The sequence below is a fragment of the Pseudomonas sp. MM227 genome (assembly GCF_947090715.1).
GTDB classification, from domain to species: domain Bacteria; phylum Pseudomonadota; class Gammaproteobacteria; order Pseudomonadales; family Pseudomonadaceae; genus Aquipseudomonas; species Aquipseudomonas baltica.
The window spans coordinates 752,501-773,522 of sequence record NZ_OX352319.1 but is presented as its reverse complement, the minus strand read 5'-3'; the positions used below and the strand labels follow the sequence as shown (position 1 = coordinate 773,522).

Annotated in this window: 16 protein-coding genes, 1 tRNA gene and 2 rRNA genes (1 of these 19 only partly in view); 11 read left to right on the top strand and 8 right to left on the bottom strand. The window is 61.2% G+C overall.

Features of this window, described 5'->3' with window-relative positions; genetic code table 11:
• Positions 1-179: 179 nt before the first annotated feature.
• From ONG87_RS03425 to ONG87_RS03410, 4 genes are read left to right on the top strand one after another with little or no spacing between them, the layout of a single operon-like run.
• The gene (locus tag ONG87_RS03425; protein ID WP_122479648.1) at positions 180-893 is read left to right on the top strand and encodes an ABC transporter permease; all 714 of its coding nucleotides are present in this window, start codon (positions 180-182) and stop codon (positions 891-893) included.
• A 17-nt stretch (positions 894-910) separates the two neighbouring features.
• Positions 911-1,825 carry a glycine betaine ABC transporter substrate-binding protein gene (locus tag ONG87_RS03420; RefSeq protein ID WP_264382227.1) on the top strand — a complete coding sequence of 305 codons (915 nt, stop codon included), beginning with the start codon at positions 911-913 and terminating at the stop codon, positions 1,823-1,825.
• Positions 1,822-2,475 carry an ABC transporter permease gene (locus tag ONG87_RS03415; RefSeq protein ID WP_122479650.1) on the top strand — a complete coding sequence of 218 codons (654 nt, stop codon included), beginning with the start codon at positions 1,822-1,824 and terminating at the stop codon, positions 2,473-2,475. The genes ONG87_RS03420 and ONG87_RS03415 overlap by 4 nt, the downstream gene beginning before the upstream one ends.
• Positions 2,472-3,629, top strand: a complete 1,158-nt coding sequence (locus ONG87_RS03410) for a betaine/proline/choline family ABC transporter ATP-binding protein (RefSeq protein WP_122479651.1) — start codon at positions 2,472-2,474, stop codon at positions 3,627-3,629. Before ONG87_RS03415 ends, ONG87_RS03410 begins: the two co-directional genes overlap by 4 nt.
• Positions 3,630-3,797: 168 nt before the next feature.
• On the opposite strand, the gene ONG87_RS03405 is transcribed toward ONG87_RS03410, so the two are convergent.
• Positions 3,798-5,855, bottom strand: a complete 2,058-nt coding sequence (locus ONG87_RS03405; protein WP_122479652.1) for a methyl-accepting chemotaxis protein — start codon at positions 5,853-5,855, stop codon at positions 3,798-3,800.
• Positions 5,856-6,253: 398 nt separating this feature from the next.
• Here ONG87_RS03405 and ONG87_RS03400 point away from each other — a divergent pair, with 398 nt between their 5' ends.
• Together ONG87_RS03400 and ONG87_RS03395 are read left to right on the top strand one after the other, a co-directional pair.
• On the top strand, positions 6,254-7,549 hold the full coding sequence (locus ONG87_RS03400; RefSeq protein WP_264382226.1) for an NCS2 family permease: 1,296 nt from the start codon (positions 6,254-6,256) through the stop codon (positions 7,547-7,549).
• 120 nt (positions 7,550-7,669) lie between these two features.
• Positions 7,670-7,746 (top strand) — tRNA-Met (locus tag ONG87_RS03395).
• 99 nt (positions 7,747-7,845) lie between these two features.
• On the opposite strand, the gene ONG87_RS03390 is transcribed toward ONG87_RS03395, so the two are convergent.
• Positions 7,846-10,035: a TonB-dependent siderophore receptor gene (locus tag ONG87_RS03390; protein WP_264382225.1), complete on the bottom strand. Its 2,190-nt coding sequence runs from the start codon at positions 10,033-10,035 to the stop codon at positions 7,846-7,848.
• 252 nt (positions 10,036-10,287) lie between these two features.
• Here ONG87_RS03390 and ONG87_RS03385 point away from each other — a divergent pair, with 252 nt between their 5' ends.
• The gene (locus tag ONG87_RS03385) at positions 10,288-11,226 is read left to right on the top strand and encodes a 2-hydroxyacid dehydrogenase (protein WP_264382224.1); all 939 of its coding nucleotides are present in this window, start codon (positions 10,288-10,290) and stop codon (positions 11,224-11,226) included.
• Positions 11,227-11,282: 56 nt separating this feature from the next.
• On the opposite strand, the gene sodC is transcribed toward ONG87_RS03385, so the two are convergent.
• Both sodC and can read right to left on the bottom strand, forming a co-directional pair.
• Positions 11,283-11,807, bottom strand: coding sequence for a superoxide dismutase family protein (gene sodC / locus ONG87_RS03380; RefSeq protein ID WP_122479656.1), 525 nt, complete (start codon positions 11,805-11,807; stop codon positions 11,283-11,285).
• A gap of 100 nt (positions 11,808-11,907) precedes the next feature.
• Positions 11,908-12,546: a carbonate dehydratase gene (gene can, locus ONG87_RS03375; protein WP_122479657.1), complete on the bottom strand. Its 639-nt coding sequence runs from the start codon at positions 12,544-12,546 to the stop codon at positions 11,908-11,910.
• A 138-nt stretch (positions 12,547-12,684) separates the two neighbouring features.
• Here can and ONG87_RS03370 point away from each other — a divergent pair, with 138 nt between their 5' ends.
• Entirely contained in the window at positions 12,685-13,092 is a 408-nt protein-coding gene (locus ONG87_RS03370) for a serine kinase/phosphatase (protein WP_192057735.1), read from the top strand.
• Between the two features lie 56 nt (positions 13,093-13,148).
• Here the strand turns inward: ONG87_RS03370 and rimI are convergent, their stop codons facing one another.
• Both rimI and ONG87_RS03360 read right to left on the bottom strand, forming a co-directional pair.
• Positions 13,149-13,601: a ribosomal protein S18-alanine N-acetyltransferase gene (gene rimI / locus ONG87_RS03365; protein ID WP_264382223.1), complete on the bottom strand. Its 453-nt coding sequence runs from the start codon at positions 13,599-13,601 to the stop codon at positions 13,149-13,151.
• Positions 13,594-14,403, bottom strand: coding sequence for an energy transducer TonB (locus tag ONG87_RS03360; protein WP_264382819.1), 810 nt, complete (start codon positions 14,401-14,403; stop codon positions 13,594-13,596). The genes rimI and ONG87_RS03360 overlap by 8 nt, the downstream gene beginning before the upstream one ends.
• A gap of 158 nt (positions 14,404-14,561) precedes the next feature.
• Here ONG87_RS03360 and mksB point away from each other — a divergent pair, with 158 nt between their 5' ends.
• Genes mksB through mksF form a run of 3 tightly spaced genes read left to right on the top strand, consistent with a single transcriptional unit; the run spans position 14,562 to position 19,325 of the window.
• Positions 14,562-15,851, top strand: a complete 1,290-nt coding sequence (gene mksB, locus ONG87_RS03355) for an Mks condensin complex protein MksB (protein ID WP_264382222.1) — start codon at positions 14,562-14,564, stop codon at positions 15,849-15,851.
• A complete protein-coding gene (mksE, locus tag ONG87_RS03350; protein ID WP_264382221.1) occupies positions 15,841-16,497 on the top strand; it encodes an Mks condensin complex protein MksE in 657 nt (218 codons plus the stop codon). Before mksB ends, mksE begins: the two co-directional genes overlap by 11 nt.
• On the top strand, positions 16,494-19,325 hold the full coding sequence (gene mksF, locus ONG87_RS03345) for an Mks condensin complex protein MksF (RefSeq protein ID WP_264382220.1): 2,832 nt from the start codon (positions 16,494-16,496) through the stop codon (positions 19,323-19,325). Before mksE ends, mksF begins: the two co-directional genes overlap by 4 nt.
• A gap of 146 nt (positions 19,326-19,471) precedes the next feature.
• On the opposite strand, the gene rrf is transcribed toward mksF, so the two are convergent.
• Positions 19,472-19,587, bottom strand: a 5S ribosomal RNA gene (gene rrf, locus ONG87_RS03340).
• A 147-nt stretch (positions 19,588-19,734) separates the two neighbouring features.
• Positions 19,735-21,022: ribosomal RNA gene (locus tag ONG87_RS03335) — 23S ribosomal RNA — on the bottom strand (it continues 1,606 nt past the right edge of the window).

Sequence of the window (21,022 nt, the reverse complement as noted above, 5' to 3'; positions counted from 1 at the left end):
ACGTCCATTCCCTGATTCGTTGAGTCGTCAGGGGCTGCAAAATCAGCAAGTTAGCCTGACGAGGCTGCGCTTATGGCTCGCACCGCGCGAGCTGCTATTCGCGTCCTACCTGGGCCGATCGCTCGCCCGAGCGCTCATCGCAGGCCCGGTAGGCGCCGACTGAAAAAAGGAGTCCGCCTGTGGCTAATCGCTATGGCAAAGGGCTGTTAGGGGGCGCTGTTATCGTTGCCGTCCTGGCCCTGCTGGTCCACTGGATCGGCATAAGTACCATCGAGCACTACCGCGAAGATCTGATTTTCTACCTGCAAGCGCACCTGATCCTGGTGCTGGTCTCGATGTTTGCCGCACTGCTGGTGGGCATCCCCGCCGGTATCGCGTTGAGTCGACCCAGCATGGTCAAGCGTGCCGAACGCTTCATGCAGATCTTCAACATTGGCAACACCATTCCACCCCTGGCAGTACTCGCCATCGCCCTCGGCATCCTTGGCATCGGCAGTGGTCCTGCGATCTTCGCGCTGTTCCTTGCCTCCCTGTTGCCCATCGTGCGCAACACCTACGAGGGCTTGAAAAACGTCCAGGGCTCGCTCAAGGAGGCCGCCACCGGCATCGGCATGACGCCGCGCCAGGTGCTGTTCAAGGTCGAGCTGCCCAACGCCGTGCCGATCATGGTCGGTGGCGTGCGCGTGGCGCTGGCGATCAACGTCGGCACCGCACCCCTGGCGTTCCTGATCGGCGCCAATAGCCTGGGCAGCCTGATCTTCCCCGGCATCGCCTTGAACAACCAGCCACAACTGTTGCTGGGCGCTGCCTGCACCGCGCTGCTGGCGCTGATCCTGGACGGCATCGTGACCCTGGTCAGCCGCCTGTGGTTCGAACGTGGGCTGACTCGCTGAGCGAAGGAATGAATTCAATGAAGAAGTTAAGCATCGTACTGGGCCTGGCCCTGTTGTGCGCCGGCGTCGTGCACGCCGCAGACAGACCGGTGATCCGCCTCGGCGCCCGGGTGTTCACAGAGCAGACCGTACTGGCGGCCATTACCGCGCAGTACCTGGGCAGCAAAGGCTATGACGTACGCGTCACCGGCGGCCTGGGCAGCAACCTGGCGCGCAGCGCCCAGGAAAGCGGTCAGCTGGACATGCTCTGGGAATACACCGGGGTGTCTCTGGTGTCCTACAACCACATCGACGAAAAACTCGACAGCGCGGCCACCTACGCGCGGGTCAAGCAACTGGACGCCCAGAAAGGCCTGGTGTGGCTGACGCCCTCGCGGTTCAGCAACACCTATGCCCTGGCGCTGCCTGAAGAAGTGGCCAAGGCCTATCCTCAGGTCAACACCATCAGCCAGCTGAACCAGGTGCTGATCGACGAGCCGAAGAAAGGCCATATCCTGGCCCTGGACACCGAGTTCGCCAACCGGTCGGACGGCCTGGTGGGACTGACCCAAACCTACGACCTGAAATTCACCCGCCGTGACATTCGCCAGATGGACGCCGGCCTGGTCTACACCGCGCTGCGCAACGGGCAGGTGTTCACCGGTCTGGTCTACACCACCGACGGGCGTCTGAACGCCTTCAAGCTCAAGCTGCTTGAAGACGACCTCAAGTACTTCCCCGACTACACCGCCGCACCGGTGGTCCGTCAGCAGCTGCTCGATGCCCATCCGCAACTGGCTGCGCAGCTCAAGCCCCTGGCCGAAATGCTCGACGATGCCACCATGCGCGAACTCAATGCGCAGGTCGACGTCGAGCACCGCAGCCCGACGGTGGTAGCGGCGGAGTTTCTCAAGGCCCATCCGATCACCGACCAAGCCCAGGAGAAGCCATGAGTTTCCTCGACACCTTCTCCCACCTCGACTGGCCGTTGGTGCTGCAACTGACCTGGCAGCACATCACTCTGGTCGGCATTGCGGTCAGCCTGGCCATCGTCTTCGGCGTGCCGATCGGCATCCTGATGACGCGCTTCCCGGCACTGGCGGGGCCTCTGCAGGCCTGCGCCACGGTGCTGCTGACCATTCCCTCGATCGCCCTGTTCGGGCTGCTGCTGCCGTTCTACTCCAAGTTCGGCCAAGGCCTGGGGCCGCTACCGGCCATCACTGCGGTGTTTCTCTATTCGCTGTTGCCGATCCTGCGCAACACCTACCTGGCACTGACCGGCGTCGAGCCCGGCATCCGTGAAGCCGCCAAAGGTATCGGCATGACCTTCGGCCAGCGCCTGCGCATGGTCGAGCTGCCCATCGCGGTACCGGTCATCCTCGCCGGCGTGCGCACCGCCGTGGTGATGAACATCGGCGTCATGACCATTGCTGCCACCATCGGCGCCGGCGGCCTGGGCGTTCTCATCCTCACCTCCATCAGCCGCAGCGATATGTCGATGCTCATCGTCGGCGCCGTGCTGGTCAGTGTCCTGGCGATCATCGCCGACCTGCTCCTGCAATGGCTGCAACGCGCCCTGACCCCTAAAGGATTATTGAAATGATCGAACTTCAGAACCTGACCAAGACCTTCCACAGCAACGGCAAGGAAGTCAAAGCCGTCGACGCGGTAAGCCTGACCGTCAACGAAGGCGAGATCTGCGTATTCCTCGGGCCATCGGGCTGCGGCAAGAGCACCACGCTGAAAATGATCAACCGATTGATCATGCCGACCTCTGGCAAAGTCCTGATCAACGGCGAAGACACCACCGGCCTGGACGAGGTCACCCTGCGTCGCAACATCGGCTATGTCATCCAGCAGATCGGCCTGTTCCCCAACATGACCATCGAGGAGAACATCACCGTGGTCCCGCGCCTGCTCGGCTGGGACAAGAAGCGCTGCGCCGAGCGTGCCCGCGAACTCATGAGCATGATCAAGCTGGAGCCCAAGCAATACCTGCACCGCTATCCGCGCGAACTCTCGGGCGGCCAGCAACAGCGTATCGGCGTGATCCGTGCCCTGGCCGCCGAAGCGCCGCTGCTGTTGATGGACGAGCCGTTCGGCGCGGTCGACCCGATCAACCGCGAGATGATCCAGAACGAGTTCTTCGAGATGCAGCGGGCCTTGAACAAGACCGTGATCATGGTCAGCCATGACATCGACGAGGCCATCAAACTGGGCGACAAGATCGCCATCTTCCGCGCCGGCAAGCTGCTGCAGATCGACCATCCCGACACGCTGCTGGCCCATCCGGTGGACGACTTCGTCAGCAACTTCGTCGGCCAGGACAGCACGCTCAAGCGCCTGCTGCTGGTCAAGGCCGAAGACGCCGCCGACAATGCGCCTTCGGTGAGCCCGGAAACACCGGTGGCCGATGCGCTGGAATTGATGGACGAACACGACCGCCGCTACGTCGTGGTGACCGATGCGCAGAACAAGGCCATGGGTTATGTTCGCCGACGCGACCTGCATCGCCAGGCCGGCAGCTGCGTCGACTTCCTGCGCGAGTTCAACGCCACGGCTGCCTATGACGAGCACCTGCGCATCCTCTTGTCGCGCATGTACGAGTTCAACCGCTCGTGGCTGCCGGTGCTGGACGCCGAGAACGTATTCCTCGGCGAGGTGACCCAGGAATCGATCGCCGCCTACCTCAGCTCAGGCCGTTCGCGTGGCATGAAAACCAGCATCGTCTCCCCGGCCGAAACCGCCCAGGCCTGACGCGCACTCACCCGCAGGAGCGGTCCGCGGCCGCGAAAGCCACTTCGCGGTCCATCAGACAGACCGCATCGACTGCTTCGCGGCCAATGACCGCTCCTACGAACTGCACACGCACTCACCCGCAGGAGCGGTCCGCGGCCGCGAAAGCCGCCCCGCCATCCCTTCGCCCTACCCCAGATTGAACCGCGCCGTATTCTCGCTCAGCACTCGGCTCCCCTGCCCCAGTCGATCCGCCGCCTGGTTCACCGCCCGCGCGCCATCGAGCAGACGCACCGCCGCCTGGTCCACCTGCTGAATGTTGCTGCTCACCTCATCTGCCGTGGCCGCCTGCTCTTCCACCGCCGTAGCGATCTGAGCCAGGGTATCTGTCACCCCTTGCACCGCCCCGGCAATCTCACCCAGGCGCTCACCCAGGCCCATGACCGACTGCGCATCGACCTGCGCCTGGCCACACGCGGCCTGCATCAGTTCCACGGCCTGCTTGACTGTCGAGCGCAGGCTTTCCACCGTACCGGCAATCTGCCCAGTCGAAGCCTGGGTGCGCTGTGACAGGCTGCGTACCTCGTCGGCTACCACTGCAAAACCGCGCCCCTGCTCGCCCGCCCGCGCCGCCTCGATGGCCGCATTGAGCGCCAGCAGATTGGTCTGCTCGGCAATGCCGCGAATCGCATCCACCACCGACTGAATCTGCTGGCCCTGCTCGCTGACCCGGCCCAGGGCCTGCGCCGTATCATTCAAGCGCTGGTTGAGCTGCTGAATACTGGCCGTCGTGCGCTGGCTGTCACGGCTGCTGTCCTCGGCGATCTGCCGGGTCTGCTGGGCGCTGCCCGAAGCCAGTTCGCAACTGCGCGCCACGCCCTGCGAGGTGGCCGCAAGCTCGGTGGCGGCCGCAGCGATCTGACTGATCTGCTGTTGCTGCGCCTCGACCTCGTCGAGCGTGCCGCTGGATTGGCTGTTGAGCGTCACCACCGCCTGGCTCAGTTGCACGGTTTCGTGGTTGACGCCCAGCAGGCTGCCACGCAACTGCACCACGGCAGCATTGAGCGCCGTACTGATCGCCGCCAGCTCATCGCGTCCCTGCACCGCCACCTGCACACTCAGGTCACCGTCGCGCAGCGACTGCGCCAGGGTGGTAATGCCACTGGCGCTGCGGCGGATCGATGCTTGCAGGCACACGAACAGGTACAGCGCCGCCAACAGCAGCAGGGCGAACACCGTCGCACCCGGAATCAGCTGGCGAACGGCCTGATCATGATAATGATCCAGGCGCACCTCCAACGACATCAGCGACTCGTGACGCAAGCCGTTCAGGGCGCCGAGCATGCTGTCCACACTGCTTTCGAACTGGGCCGCAGACAGCTTGATGTCGCCGCCGAACAGATTGTCGTCCAGACGCTTCAACTCACCGTCCAATGTACCCAGTGCCTGCTGATACTGCTCGTCCCAGCCACGCAGTTGCTGCGGCAGGCGTTGCTGCAGCGTGCCACCGGCTTTCACCAGCTGCTCGCGCGCATCATTGATACGGCTGCGCAGGTCACGCATCTGCAAACGACTCTGCAGGCTGAACTGCCCGGCGACCAGGGAGGACTGGCCAATGCTGCCCAGACGCCCCACACGCTCGATCAGATCAGGGGCTTGCTGAGTGGCGATCTGCATCAACAGATAGCTTTCGCGCCACGGATCGACGATCAACCCGCTGGCCATGGCGATCTGTTCGCGCAGCACCTGCACCGACGTCAGCGCCGCCGTGAAACGATCGTATCCATCGGGCCACCAGCCCACCTGGCGCAGGCTTGCCAAGTCGAGGCCCTTGGTCGCGGTTTGCACCGTTTGCATTCGCTCCAGAGTGTCGGCAGGGGCCTTCTCGTGTGCCAGCTCAGCGGCCAGTTTATCGAGCGATGCCTGAATTCCCGGTGCGGCCGCCTCCAACGCCGCGATCGCGGCCTGGGCCTGGGGCGTCGGCTGACGCTGGATATCCACCGCCTTCCAGCGCGCGGCACGATTGCGCTGCGCCGAGAGTTGCGCATCCAGGCTGTCGAGCGCCAGTAACTGATGCACGCCGCTGCGCTCGGCATCGATCACCGCCAGCCGATCGCGAAAATCCTCGCCCAGCAACCACAGGCTGCCGACCAGCGGCAGCATGAACAAGAGAAACAGCAGCTGAAACTTGCGGGCGAAACCATAGCGACCCAGCAACCGGATACCCGGCGACAACAAAGCATGCATGTCCGACAACTCCACGGAGAATGCAGGTACCTACGGAAACGTGGCGCCAGCAAAATGCCACTGCAGCAAGATTCAGACCAACAGACTTTCTCCACCATTACTTGCAGCGCGGATCACGCCCCATCGGCTGCGGCTTCGCTTTGGTGCACAGACCCACCCGCGCATGCCTCCAATGAGTGCAGCAGTTGTGTAACCGGAAGTGGCAAGCAGGCCGCAGCGCAGTACCCAGGGCGCATGCACAGCCGCTTCGTCGATATGGCCCGGAACCTGCTACAGGCAAACCGCAAAAGCTGACCAAGCAGTTATGTTTCAGCACACGGCCAACGCTCGATCGGGCTTGCTCGCTACACACACCGTCGCCACACGATCCACGGCGCCTATCGCCCCAGGGGAGCAACATGCTGGACTCATTCTTCAAGCTCAAGGCGCACAACACCAACGTGCGCACGGAAATCCTCGCCGGGGTCACCACCTTCCTGGCCATGGCCTACATCCTGTTCGTCAACCCCAGCATTCTTGGCGAAACCGGCATGGACAAGGGCGCGCTGTTCGTTGCCACCTGCCTGGCCGCCGCCATCGGCTCGGCGATCATGGGCCTGATCGCCAACTACCCGATTGCCCTGGCACCGGGCATGGGCCTCAATGCGTTCTTCACCTACACCGTGGTCCTGCACCTGGGCCATAGCTGGCAGGTTGCACTGGGTGCGGTCTTCATATCAGCGGTGTGTTTCTTCCTGCTGTCGATCTTCCGCATCCGTGAATGGATCATCAACAGCATTCCCCTGCCGCTGCGGTCGGCCATCGCTGCGGGCATCGGCCTGTTCCTCGCACTCATTGCGCTGCAAAACGCCAAGATCGTGGTTGCCAACCCGGCCACTCTGGTCGGCATGGGTGATCTGTCGAAACCCGAACCGGTACTGGCGATCCTCGGCTTCTTCATCATCGTCGCACTCGAGGCACTCAAGGTCCGTGGCTCGGTGCTGATCGGCATCCTGCTGATCACCGTGGTGTCGATCCTGCTTGGAGTAACCCCGTTCGGGGGTGTGGTATCAATGCCGCCGTCACTGGCGCCGACCTTCCTGCAACTCGATATCAAGGGCGCATTCGATGTGGGCTTGATCAGCGTGATCTTCGCCTTCCTGTTCGTCGATCTGTTCGACAACTCCGGCACCTTGATCGGCGTGGCCAAGCGCGCCGGCCTGATGGGCAAAGATGGCCACATGCCGAAAATGGGCCGCGCCCTGATCGCCGACAGCACCGCAGCGCTGGCTGGCTCGTTGCTCGGCACTTCGACCACCACCAGCTATATCGAATCGGCCGCCGGCGTCAGCGCTGGCGGCCGTACCGGCCTGACCGCCATCGTGGTCGCCTGTCTGTTCCTGCTCGCGCTGTTCTTCGCGCCCCTGGCCGGCAGCGTCCCGGCATTCGCCACCGCGCCCGCCCTGCTGTTCGTAGCAGTGTTGATGGCATCTGGGCTGGCAGAGGTCGACTGGGACGACATCACCGTCGCCGCCCCGGTCCTGGTGACTGCCCTGGCCATGCCGCTGACCTACTCGATCGCCAACGGCATCGCCTTCGGCTTCATTACCTGGACAGCGGTCAAACTGCTGACTGGCCGGTGGCGCGAACTCAATTCGGCACTGGTCGTGTTGTCGATCATCTTCGTCATCAAGCTGGGCTGGTTCGGTGGCTGATCGCCGCACTGCGCACACCCTCGCACGCCACGCGCAGCCTAAGCGTTTGATCGCACGCATAAATATTTTGCAAAGGGGTGTTGACACAATTTCGTTTCAGGCGAATAATGCGCGCCACTTGGCTACATAGCTCAGTTGGTTAGAGCATAGCATTCATAATGCTGGGGTCCGGGGTTCAAGTCCCTGTGTAGCCACCAAGTACGATCCACAGATGTCTACAGCAGTCTGTGAGTCACCTCAAGAAGCCCGCCTCGTGCGGGCTTTCTTGTTTCTGGTTGTCCCGCAGGTCAAGCGGATTACCAGCGATACGCCACGGTCCCCAGCACCGTGCGCTCATCACCCCAATAGCAGCGACCGGCGTTGTTGCAGCCCGACACGTATTCCTTGTCGAACACGTTCTTCGCGTTCACGTCCACCGACCAGTGCTTGTCGATGTCATACCCTATCAAGGCGTCAACCAGCGTCACATCGCCCGCCTTCAGCTTGCCGTACAGTGTCGGCGCGGTGTAGGCAAAGGTACTGTCGAAATAGCGCACGCCGCCGCCCAGGCGCAAACCGCTCAGCGCACCTTCCAGGAAGCGATACGTCATCCAGGTCGACGCCTGATTGCGCGGAATGCCCGTCAGTTGACGATCCTCGAACAATGACCCCGGCGCATCCTTGGTAACTCGCGCATCGGTGTAGGTATACGACGCGACCAAGCTCAGATTACGCGTTACATCACTATTGACCTCAAGCTCGACGCCTTTGGACTCGCTCTTGCCAACTTGCTGGCTGAAACCGTTGTTGCCTGCGACTACGTCGCGAGATTTGGTCAAATCGAAAACCGCAGCGCTGAAGGTGGTATTCCAGCCCGCAGGCTCGAACTTCAGACCCACTTCATATTGTTCGCTGAGGATCGGATCGAGCAGATCCCCGTTGGGCTGCGACGATTGCTGCACGGGCGTGAATGCAGTGGAATAGCTGACATAGGGAGAGATGCCGTTATCGAACTGGTACATCACACCCGTCTGCCAACTGAACCGATGATCCCAGCCGTCAAGATCCGTGGCCGCTATCGCCGCGCTGCCTGGACGAGCCGCGCTGGCACGGTTGCGGTATTGGCTCTGCACCCAGTCCTGACGCCCGCCCAGCAGGAAAATCCAGTTCTCGTACTTGCTTTGCAATTGCCCATACGCACCGTACATGTGCTGATCGAGCTGGGAATTCTGCACGTATTGCGAGGCATTCGGTTGCATCGGCGAGAACACTGGCCTGAACACATTGTAAGTACCGCCCAGGCCTGCGTTCCAATCCTGATTGAACGAGGTACGGTCGTAGCTTGCGCCCAGCAATACCGTGTTATCCAGCGCTCCCGAAGTGAAGTGTCCTTCGAATTGGTTGTCCACCGAGTAAGTGATCGACTTGTTGTCGCGATCATACGCAGTGCTGCTCAACGTGCTTCCGAAGCCGGCTTGATTCAGATTGTTCGGCCAGGTTTCATGACGGTTCAAGCGCGATTCCATGTAGCGCGAGTTCTGCCGGAACTGCCATACCTCGTTTATCTGATGACTGAACTCATAACCCAAAGTCCAGGTTTCGCGCTCGAAGTCGTCCCAGCTTGGGTTGCCGTTGAACTGGTCCTTGCCGATCTTGCCATTGACGTTGTTGAGCAGCGTTCCTGCAGCCGGATAGCCCAGCAGCAGTTTGGTGCGGTCGCGCTGGTAGCTGGACAGCAGGGTCAGTGCCGTGTCCTGGTTGAAATTGAAAGTCATCGACGGCGCGATGTAGAGGCGGTCGTCCGGCACCGAGTCGACTTGCGTATCGGCATTGCGGCCCAGCATCACCATTCGTCCCAGGATACGGTTATCGTCCGTCAACGGGCCGGATACATCGATCCCAAGCTGGCGCCTGTTATTGCTGCCATAAGTGAATTTCGCTTCGCCTTGCGCAATTTCGGTCGGCTTCTTGCTCACCAGATTGACCAATCCGCCGGGCGCATTCTCACCATAGAGAATCGAGCTGGGGCCTCGAAAGATTTCGGTACGTTCCAGGCCATAGGGCTCGGTGGTGGTGTCGTAGCGATTGCCTTGGAGGCGTAGACCATCCTTCAGCAACCCGTAGCCATAGTCCGTGGCGTTGTAACCTCGGATGGAAAACAGATCACCGGCCAGGCCGTCACCGACAGCGAAAGGTGGAGCGAAGATACCCGGTACGTAACCAAGAATGTCGGTCAGGGTCTGCGAGCCCTGGTCTTGAATGCGTTGGCGTGTCACCACCGAAACCGAACGCGGAGTCTCGGACAAAGGTGTGCTGGTTTTGGTACCCGCGGTGCTGTTGCGTACCTGATAGCCCACTGTCTGCTGGCTTTCCGGTGCTTGTTCGGTAATGACCAAGTCTTGCAATTGCAGCTCTGGGCCCTTGCTCACAGGCCTGGCCGGTGCTTCCTCGGCAGAGACCATTGCCTGCCAACCGACTGTGGCAACAACCAAAGCCAAAGAATTCATACCGAGATTCATCTTGTTATTGCAAGCCATCTACCTTCCCCTCCCCTGAAGATCCCGCGAAAGCCAGCCCATTTTGTAACGGTATATCTCGGGGCGGAAATTAACATAGAGTGATTTGCATTAACATTATTGTTATCGAATAAAAAGCGCCCCAAACAACTTGAGGGGTAGGCGTGCGCTTTTTTTCGCGCACCCACTTTCGCCCATCTCTAAATTGCTACCATGACCGTCATTTCCCACCCGGAGGTCTACATGCGCGCAACCGTGCTGGTGCTGGTCGAAACCATCAACGACTACGTGTCGATTCTCGAAGATCAAGGCTACGAGCTGATCATGGCGCCCTCACCGGCAGCCCGCGCAGAGGCCATCGAGCAACACGCAGATCGCATCGATGCGGTGCTCACCCGCGGGCCACTGGGTCTGACGGCAGACGAAATGGCAGCGCTGCCCAAACTGCGCATCATCTGTGTGCTCGGTGCGGGTTACGAGAACGTTGACCTGCCAGCCGCCAAGGCACACGGCCTGACCGTGACCAATGGGGCCGGAGTCAATGCATCGTCGGTGGCAGATCACACCCTGGCTCTGCTGCTGGCACTGATGCGCGACATCCCCGGCGCCGATGCGTCGGTACGCCGAGGCGAATGGGCCAAGACCATGCGTCCGTCGGTGGCGGGCAAGCGTCTGGGCATCATCGGGCTGGGCGCTGTTGGCTTGGCAATCGCCAAACGGGCCGCGTTGGGCTTCGACATGAGCGTGAAGTACCACAATCGGAGCCCACGCGCCGGTGTGGACTATGGGTACTGTTCCAGCCCGGTGGAGCTGGCTGCAACCAGCGACATTCTGGTGGTTGCCACGCCAGGGGGCGCGCAGACTCGCGCCATCGTCGACGCCGGCGTACTGGAAGCGCTTGGCCCTCAGGGTTATCTGGTCAATATCGCTCGTGGCAGCGTCGTGTCGACGCCCGACCTATTGGACGCCCTGCAGACGCAAGCCATCGCGGGTGCTGCGCTGGACGTCTTCGACGATGAGCCCAACGTACCCGATGCGTTGAAAACGCTGCGCAATGTGGTCCTGACGCCTCACGTGGCCGGCCTTTCTCCCGAAGCCACGCAAGACACGGTGAAGATGGTCGAACGCAACCTGACTGCGTTCTTCGCCGGCGAGCCTGTGTTGACGCCAGTCCAGCTCTGAAACGTGTGGGAGCGGAGCGGGCGGCGAGCCCGCTGCTCCCCAGCCTCATACAGTGATCAGATCACTCCACAGGCCATCCGCGCCGCACCACCGCCCAACGGCGCCGGTGAATCGGCGTGGTTGTCACCACCGGCGTGCACCATCAGTGCATGCCCTTCCACTTCGCTGAGCTTTTTCAAACGCGGGGCCAGCACGGGATACGTTGCGGTACCGTCGGCGTTCACGTAGATCGCCGGCAAGTCACCCAAGTGTCCCTTCGCATCGTAAGGTCCCAAGTGCTTGCCGGTCTTCTGTGGATCGAAGTGCCCGCCTGCCGCTTCCGCCGCCGACATCTTGCCGTCTTTCATCGCCGACGCGCAGCTGCCGTTGGCATGCACATGGAATCCATGCACGCCTGCGGGCAGCGACTTCAGCTGCGGAGTGAACTGCAGGCCATAGGCCGTTTCCTCGATCATCACCGTGCCGATCGGCTGGGGTGCGCCCTCGGCGCTCACCAGGTTGATCTGGACTTCCTTGGATGCCGCATTGGCGCTACCGATCGACATCGCTGCCATCAGTGCCAGCCAGCCATAAGACTTCATGGTGCCTCCCTCGCTTCGCGTTTGATTACCGAAAAGGCCACGACCCAAGCCGTTGCCCATCCGATTCAGAACCCGAATACGGCTCACTCGTTCCTGGCCATCAATCCAGCGCGCGCAAACGATACTGTGGTGGCAACTGATCGAAGCCACTGATGGTCACATCCAGGCTCTTCCAGCGGCCGTCCTTGATGCCATAGATACAGCCATGCACCGACAGCTCCTGGCCACGGTGCCAGGCGTTCTGGACAATACTGGTGTGCCCCACGTTGGCCACCTGCTGAATCACGTTGAGTTCGCACAATCGGTCGACCTGCTCTTCTTCGGTAGGCAGGGTCGCCAGCGTTTTGCGGTGCTCGTAATACAGGTCGCGAATGGTCCGCAGCCAGCCATCGATCAGCCCCAGCTGTCGATCCTGCATCGCCGCGCGAACACCGCCGCAGCCATAGTGACCGGTGACCAGAATGTGTTTGACCTTGAGCACGTCGACCGCGTACTGAATCACCGACATGCAGTTCAGATCGGTGTGCAGCACCACGTTGGCAACGTTGCGGTGGACGAACAGATCGCCCGGCAACATGCCGACGATCTCGTTGGCCGGCACGCGCGCGTCCGAGCACCCGATCCAGAGGAATTCAGGTGTCTGCTGGCGTGCCAGTTTGGCGAAGAACTCCGGATCCTCTTCCTTGATCGCCTCGGCCCACCGCGCGTTGTTGTCGATCAGTTCCTGTAGGTCATGCATGTTCAGCCCTCGAGAATCGTTTGGATTATGACTGGCCATGGCTGCACAAGGTCACGGTCGGCGCGGACAAATCATGCTGAATCTTTCCACTCGTACGGGGGTCAACCCTATCTAGACACACATCAGAGGATTGCCGTAATGACTGATTCCCATCGCCCCTACGATGCCCCACAACCTGCTGCAATCGACGACATGGAAGACCGCATGGGTCAGGTTCGAGAGCTGGATTTCGATGACGCCGACGGTCCCACCGGCAGGATCGGCGACACCATCCCTGCCGATGAGCTGGAGCATCTGGTGCCTGACGAACGCGCCCGCGAAGCAGGACTGACCGGCGCTTCGATGGATGACCACAATCCGACCGACGACGACATGAGCCCCGAAACACTGATCCGTGAGGATGGCGCACGTTCGCCCGATGAGCCAGGCGACAGCGGACCCGCTGATCAGGAACTTAGCCTCGTCGATGAAGACGACATCGGTGGCGGCGATGGCCTGGATGAAGAAGAACTGGCGCTGATCGACCCACTCGATGGCAAACGCTGAGTCCAGCATGCCTACCGATCACTGCCCGAGGCAATCTCGGGCAGTGACCGCGACTGCTACTCGAACAAGGTACAGGCCATCACCAGCGCGTCTTCGCGCCCCCCGGCCATTGGATAATAGTCCCGTCGCTTGCCGATCTCATTGAAGCCATAGCGTTCGTACAGGCGGTACGCCGACTGATTGCTGGCGCGCAGCTCCAGAAAGCACTCACGCCCGCCCAGCTCGTAGGCTCGCGACATCAGCCGTTCAAGCAACTTCAAACCCAGTCCACGACCTTGGTTTTCCGGCTTCACCGTGATGTTCAGCAGATGGGCTTCGTCGATGATGACGTTGAGCACGCCATGCCCCACCTGTTGCTGCCCGTCGAACATCAACCAGATCTCGTAGGACTTCAGGCCGTCCAGAAAGATACCCCGCGTCCACGGATGGGAGTAGGCAGCGAATTCGATCTTCAGTACGGCATCCAGATCCGCCTCGGTCATTCGCCGAAAGCTTACGGTATCACTCATCACGGTTTTTCCAACGCGGTATCAAACGGCGCATGGCTTGCCACACGGCCGCCTTGCGCTCGGGTTCATCCATCAACAACTCAAGGCCCGGCAACGCCCAGGCGGCGCCAAGCCCCTCCACCTCCAACTCTCGGTTGTAGTCTTCGGCATTGGCCCGCCCGGCAAAACGAATCGCCGGCAGCCCGACCAGCCACAGGCAGGTGCACGGCGCCTGTTCTAGCTGAGCCATGACGAAGCCCTGAACGAAATCGCAGGCTGCATCCGGCCCCTGGTCCAATTGACCGCGCTGCAGCAGCGGCCAGCGGATCGGTTCGCCCAGAATCTGTGGCGCATCGGGCAAACCGGCGGCACGCAGCATATCCTTGAGCAGGAGGTAGGATGGGTCGCGACTCTGGAATGCCTGCCCTGTGGCCAGTTCCACCAGCACCAGGCAAGGCCCGGCACGCAACACCTGAAGGGCGAAGCGCGGCGGAAGATTCGCCGGCTTGGCGACCGGCGTCTCCACGGCCACCTCGGGCACCGCAGTCACGGCCGGGCGTGTGCTGCCCGGCCGCGGCACCTCGATCCTGGGCCGCTGAACCTTGGCAGGCTCGGGTCTGGCAGGCTCCACCGCGGGTGGCGCACTGGACACCGCCGCCGCCGGCACGCCTTGATCCACGGCCTGCACTGGAAGCGGCAACGCCTCGACGTGCTCCAGCACGCTGGCACACGATGGCGCTGCGAACGGCAGTTCGGTGCGGGGCAGCCAGTGCACTACCTGCATGGCGTCAAGGTAGGCGCGGCGACGGGACTCGTTGAGCAAAAGGTCAGCCATCTGTGGGTAAGTCGAGGCGGTGGATTCTACCGGTGTTCGACACAATGTGCCGCCAAGTTTTGCGCACGCCGTCGCCCGCAGCGCAAATACCCGCCTCGTCATGCAGTACAATCGCGACCCTTTTACTGGCATGAGTCGACCAGCCGATGATCGAACCCAAGCGCGTGCTGCGCGCCCTCGCCGACCACTGGGCCCTTCTGGAGCCGCTGTGCGAGCACTTCGACCAAGGCACCCTGAGCCTCGTCGAACTGCGCCAGCGACTGGCTGCCCAGCGCCTGGAAAGCACTGCTCAGGAGATCACCAGCCTGCTCGACACGTGGATCCGGCTGGACATCCTCGTACCTGTCGCAAAAAGCCCCAACCGCTTCGAGCTCAATGCGCAGATCCACGACTTTCTTGCCTACCTGCGCCGCGAGCACCGGCTGGGTCTGTGCCTGGAGATCGAAGCCTACCTGCGCCACCTCGAACGCCTGGCCGGACACATTCAGGATGCATTCGACATCCGCGATGGCAACGACCTGGCGCGGCAACTGCGGCTGCTCGACATGCGCGTGCGTGATGTCCTGAAGAAACTGGCCAATGACGAACAGGCCCTGGTCGCCGTGGCCGAGAGGGCCAAGACCCGCGACCGCCAGGTAGCCCTGCGCCAACGCTACGCCGAGGTACTGGCGACCTGGGACGAATACGTCGAACCGATGATCCAGCTGGTCAACGCCGATGGCGCATTCGAACAAGGCGTGCGCAAGGTCGAAAACGTCCTGCTGCGCCTGCTCGGTGAACAGCAACGCCTCGGCCATCTGGTCGACGACGACATGCTGCTGCGTACCCACGCGCGCATTCTCGAAATGCAGACCTGCGCTCAACTGACCTTGCGCCACGCCCGCGAGCTGCTGTTGCCACTGCGCGAGGAAGCACGTCGGCACAACGCCGTGACCCGCGGCGCGGCCCTCGCGCTTTCAGCCATTCGTCGCAAGGGCCTGGACGCCGTGCCACAAGCCGCCCTGCCTTTGTTCAGCCGTCCCCAGAGCACCTTTCTGGGCAGCGCCAGCCAGGTCGAGGCGTACGTCTATGCCCTGGCCCGCTTCGAAGCCAAACCGGCGCCCTTTCCCAAGGCGCACAAGAGCGACACGGCAGGCACCCAGCGCGCGCCGCGCACGGTCAAGGAGATGCTCGAGCGCTGCGAGAATGCGCTGCCGATGCCCGATTTGATGCTCTGGCTTCTCGATCAGGAACCCGATGGCGCCACCGACGACCTGCTGTACTGGTTCTCACGCCTCTCGCGTGACAAACGCTTCGCCCGACAGCGCCTCGAACGCCGCGACTACCACACCCGTGAGCATCAGCTGAGCCTGCGCTCCTTCGCCCTGCTTTCCAGCGCCGAGCCCGCCGTCGCGGTCGCCTCGGCACACTCCGCGAGCACCGATCATGCATCTTGACCTGAACGAACTGACTCACCTGGCGCCGATTTTCCGCGAACTGCTCAAAGGCTTTCACATCAGCCGCCGCGATCCCGAGTTGTACTCACAGCTGTCCAATCTCCAGGACCTGTACCGCGGCCTGTTCAAGGCCCTGGGCTACGAGCTGGTCTGCGACACCCGCGGCTTCTACTACTTCGTGCCCGAGCAGGCCGCCGCGCAAGTCAACAAGACCGCCCAGCGCCTTTCCCTGTTCACCTTCATCCTGGTCGAGCACCTGGCTGACCAGGGCCGCGATCCGATCGCCGTACTGGATGGCGGCAGCCTTGGCCGCGACGAGCTGCCGGCGCTTCTGGACAAGTACCGCGACCTGTTCCTGCAGGCCGAAGTACAGACCCAGGAAGAACTGGAAGAGAAGATCCTTCGACGCATGACCCAACTGGGCTTCACCGCCGAAGACAACGGCATCTACCGCTTCCTGGCGCCGATGCATCGGTTTCTCGACGTGTGCCTTTCAGTGCAGCAGGACCGCGACCTGGCCGCCAGCCTGCACAGCGCTTTGCCCCTGCCGGTGCCGATGCTTGTCGACGACGACGGCGACGACAGCACCGACGAACAGGCCCTGGCCCGTGCGATAGCCCAGGAACGAGAGGAGTTCGACACATGACTCAGGAACGCTACGGCATCCGCCGCTTCGCCCTGCTCAATACCGCAGGCTACAGCCTCGGACTGTTCCCCCTGGAGCAGCCGTTATCGGTCTACGGCGCCAACAACCTGGGCAAGAGCGCCTCGATCAACGCCCTGCAGTTTCCGATCCTGGCGCGCATGTCCGACATGAGCTTCGGCAAGTACACGCTGGAACAATCGCGACGCTTCTATTTTGCGACCGATACCAGCTACATCCTTTGCGAAGTGGTCCTGGCTCACGGCCCCCACGTGATTGGCGTGGTCGGTCGCGGCCCCGGCGGTGGGTTCGGCCATCAGTTCTTCGCCTACGCTGGTGAACTGGACCTTGCCCACTATCAACAGGACGGCACCTGCCTGCGTCAGAAGGAGCTGTTCGGCAACCTGGAACGCCAAGGCCTGAAGGCCTACGAACTCAAGCCCGAGGAACTGCGCCGCCTGCTGGTGGGCGGGCATACCAGCGTGCCGCTCGACCTGACCCTGATCCCGTTGCGTTCGACCAGCGAGCAGAGCCTCAAGACCTTTCGCGCGCTGTTCATCAACCTGCTGCACATGCGCGAAATCACCGCGGCGAAACTCAAGCAATTGTTCCTAGACGCGTTCGAGCACAGCCTGCGTTCAGGTAGCGTCGACTACATAGCGGCCTGTGAAGAAGCCTTCCGCGATGTCCGACGCATGGAGCAGGACTACAACGCACTGGTCGCCGCCGGTCCTCTGGTCGAAGCACTGGCCAACGGCGTCGCCCAGCGTGACACTCTGCGCGGCAAGCTGCACCGCCTTTCACCCCTGCTCGACGCGCTGCTCGGCACCTGGCAGGACTACGCCGGGGCACGCAAGGAAGAGCTGGTCATCCAGTCCGAACACTACCGCAACGAACAGGACGTGCTGCAGGACAATCAACGCGGCAGCACCCAGGAACTGATGCGCCTGGAGCGTGAAATCTCGAGCATCCAGCGCTGGCTCGGTGAGCTTTCGGTACTCAAGAACCGCTTCGCGCTGGTCACCGACGTGCGCATGCTGGAGCAGCAGTTGCTGGCTGCCAAGGATGCCCACGACGAGCTGGCCGGCGCCCTGGCACAGTCTCGGCAGTTCAGCGCACAAGATCTGCAGGAGCGCGTCGGCGACATCGAACGACGCCTCAAGTCCATCCGCCAGCAACTGGAACACGCCGACAACAACAGCTACGCGCGACTGCGCGAGGAGTTCTCGCAACAGGATGTCGATCGACTGATGCGCCTGTTCAATGGCGCCCTGTTCAGCCTGCCTACTGGCCCACGAGGCCTGGACCTGAATGACAGCAACGCCTGGGTCGATACCGTGCAGAGCGTGCTTGACCGCTTCAAGGGCGAGCGTTTCGAGCTGCCAGGAATGTCCATCGACCTTTCAACCATCGAGCCGCCGGTGCTGCAGGCGTTGGCCGATCGCGCCGCGCTGCGTGAGCAGAGTGCACGTCTGGAAAAGGAGCTGCAGCAGCTTAAGACCCAGCAAGGCGTGGCGGCCGACCTGTCCGCGAGCAAATCTCGATCCGAGACGCTGTACCAACAGGTCCTGGATGCGCAGAAGGCCCTGGAAGACTACCGCCGTGCCCAAACCCTGAGTGTCGAGGAACAGGACAAACTCGAGCAGCTCGCCCAACTCGAGGCGGCTCAGGACGAACTGGCGCGGGCAAGTGACGGTTTCACCGAACGGGTCCGACAGCTGTCGGCCAAGTTGCAACTGGTCGGCCGGCAGATCGCCGATCTGGAAAGCAAACAGCGCACCTTGGACGATGCCCTGCGTCGTCGCCACCTGCTCTCGGCCGACCTGCCCTTCGGTACGCCCTTCATGGAGCAGGTCGACGACTCGATGGACAATCTGCTGCCCCTGCTCAATGACTATCAGGACAGCTGGCAAGGCCTGCAACGTGTCGATGGACAGATCGAAGCCCTGTACGCCCAGGTGCGCCTCAAGGGCGTGGCCAAGTTCGACAGCGAAGACAACGTCGAGCGACGCCTGCAGCTGCTGATCAACGCCTATGCCCATCGCACCGACGAGGCCCTGACTCTGGGCAAAGCGCGTCGTGCCGCGGTTACTGACATCGCCCGAACCCTGCGCAACATTCGCAGCGACTACGACAGCCTCGAACATCAACTGGCCCTGTTCAACCGCGAGATCAACAAGCGCCAGGTGTCCAACCTGCAAAGCTTCCGCATTGTGTTGGCACCCAACAAGGATGCCCTCAAGCACATCGACCAGATCATCCACAGCGCAGGCCAGTACGAAGAAGGCGAAACCCTGTCCGTGTTCGACCTCAACCAGAGTGTGGAGCAGGACAGCAAGAACGAGGAAGCGAAGGAGTATCTGGCCCGTATGGTCGCGGCCAACCACAATCAACTCGGCCTCAAGGACCTGTTCGAGCTGGCTTTCGAAATCACCAAGGTCAACGGTCAGCCGGTCATCCACACGGACATCGATGGCGCAGCGTCCAATGGCACCACCATGACTATCAAGGCGCTGACCAACATGTACCTGCTGCTGCACCTGATGGATCGCGATCAGGCCGGCCGCATCCGTCTGCCCTACTACCTGGACGAGGCCGCCGATATCGACGAGCGCAATCAGGCGGCCCTGCTCGAAACCAGCCAGCAGTTGGGTTTTACCCCGATTCTGGCCAGCGTAAAGCCGCAAGTATCCGCCCATGTCGCCATCGACCTTGAAGGCGGCAGCAGTAGTGACGGCATCTACATTGATGAAACCGACTGGAAATTCATCCGCCGCCACGACGAGTTGACCAAAGCGGTTGCGGCACTTGAAGCCGAGGTCAGTCAATAGATTAAAGGTTCAGACCAAGCCCCGCCGCTGCGGGGCTTTTTCATGGCCCGCTGTTGCCATTCGACGCTTCAGGGACGCGCGAAAAACAAAGGCCGGAAAAGACAAAACCCCTACCTGCTTGCGCAGATAGGGGTCTCGGAATTGAATCTTGACGATGACCTACTCTCACATGGGGAAACCCCACACTACCATCGGCGATGCATCGTTTCACTGCTGAGTTCGGGATGGGATCAGGTGGTTCCAATGCTCTATGGTCGTCAAGAAATTCTGTAGCCAGGATGCCCTTTGGAGGCACTCCAGCGAATCGGGTATGTGATGTTTGTGGGTTGTCTTGCTGCGAACTTTCGGTTCGTGTCATCTCCACAGTCACCGCAATCTGGTCGTTCGACGCAAATTGCTTGGGTGTTATATGGTCAAGCCTCACGGGCAATTAGTATGGGTTAGCTCAACGCCTCACAGCGCTTACACACCCCACCTATCAACGTCGTAGTCTTCGACGGCCCTTCAGGGAACTCAAGGTTCCAGTGAGATCTCATCTTGAGGCAAGTTTCCCGCTTAGATGCTTTCAGCGGTTATCTTTCCCGAACATAGCTACCCGGCAATGCCACTGGCGTGACAACCGGAACACCAGAGGTTCGTCCACTCCGGTCCTCTCGTACTAGGAGCAGCCCCTCTCAAATCTCAAACGTCCACGGCAGATAGGGACCGAACTGTCTCACGACGTTCTAAACCCAGCTCGCGTACCACTTTAAATGGCGAACAGCCATACCCTTGGGACCGGCTTCAGCCCCAGGATGTGATGAGCCGACATCGAGGTGCCAAACACCGCCGTCGATATGAACTCTTGGGCGGTATCAGCCTGTTATCCCCGGAGTACCTTTTATCCGTTGAGCGATGGCCCTTCCATACAGAACCACCGGATCACTAAGACCTACTTTCGTACCTGCTCGACGTGTCTGTCTCGCAGTCAAGCGCGCTTTTGCCTTTATACTCTACGACCGATTTCCGACCGGTCTGAGCGCACCTTCGTACTCCTCCGTTACTCTTTAGGAGGAGACCGCCCCAGTCAAACTACCCACCATACACTGTCCTCGATCCGGATAACGGACCTGAGTTAGAACCTCAAAGTTGCCAGGGTGGTATTTCAAGGTTGGCTCCACGCAGACTGGCGTCCACGCTTCAAAGCCTCCCACCTATCCTACACAAGCAAATTCAAAGTCCAGTGCAAAGCTATAGTAAAGGTTCACGGGGTCTTTCCGTCTAGCCGCGGATACACTGCATCTTCACAGCGATTTCAATTTCACTGAGTCTCGGGTGGAGACAGCGCCGCCATCGTTACGCCATTCGTGCAGGTCGGAACTTACCCGACAAGGAATTTCGCTACCTTAGGACCGTTATAGTTACGGCCGCCGTTTACCGGGGCTTCGATCAAGAGCTTCGCTTGCGCTAACCCCATCAATTAACCTTCCGGCACCGGGCAGGCGTCACACCCTATACGTCCACTTTCGTGTTTGCAGAGTGCTGTGTTTTTAATAAACAGTCGCAGCGGCCTGGTATCTTCGACCGGCATGAGCTTACGGAGCAAGTCCTTCACCCTCACCGGCGCACCTTCTCCCGAAGTTACGGTGCCATTTTGCCTAGTTCCTTCACCCGAGTTCTCTCAAGCGCCTTGGTATTCTCTACCCAACCACCTGTGT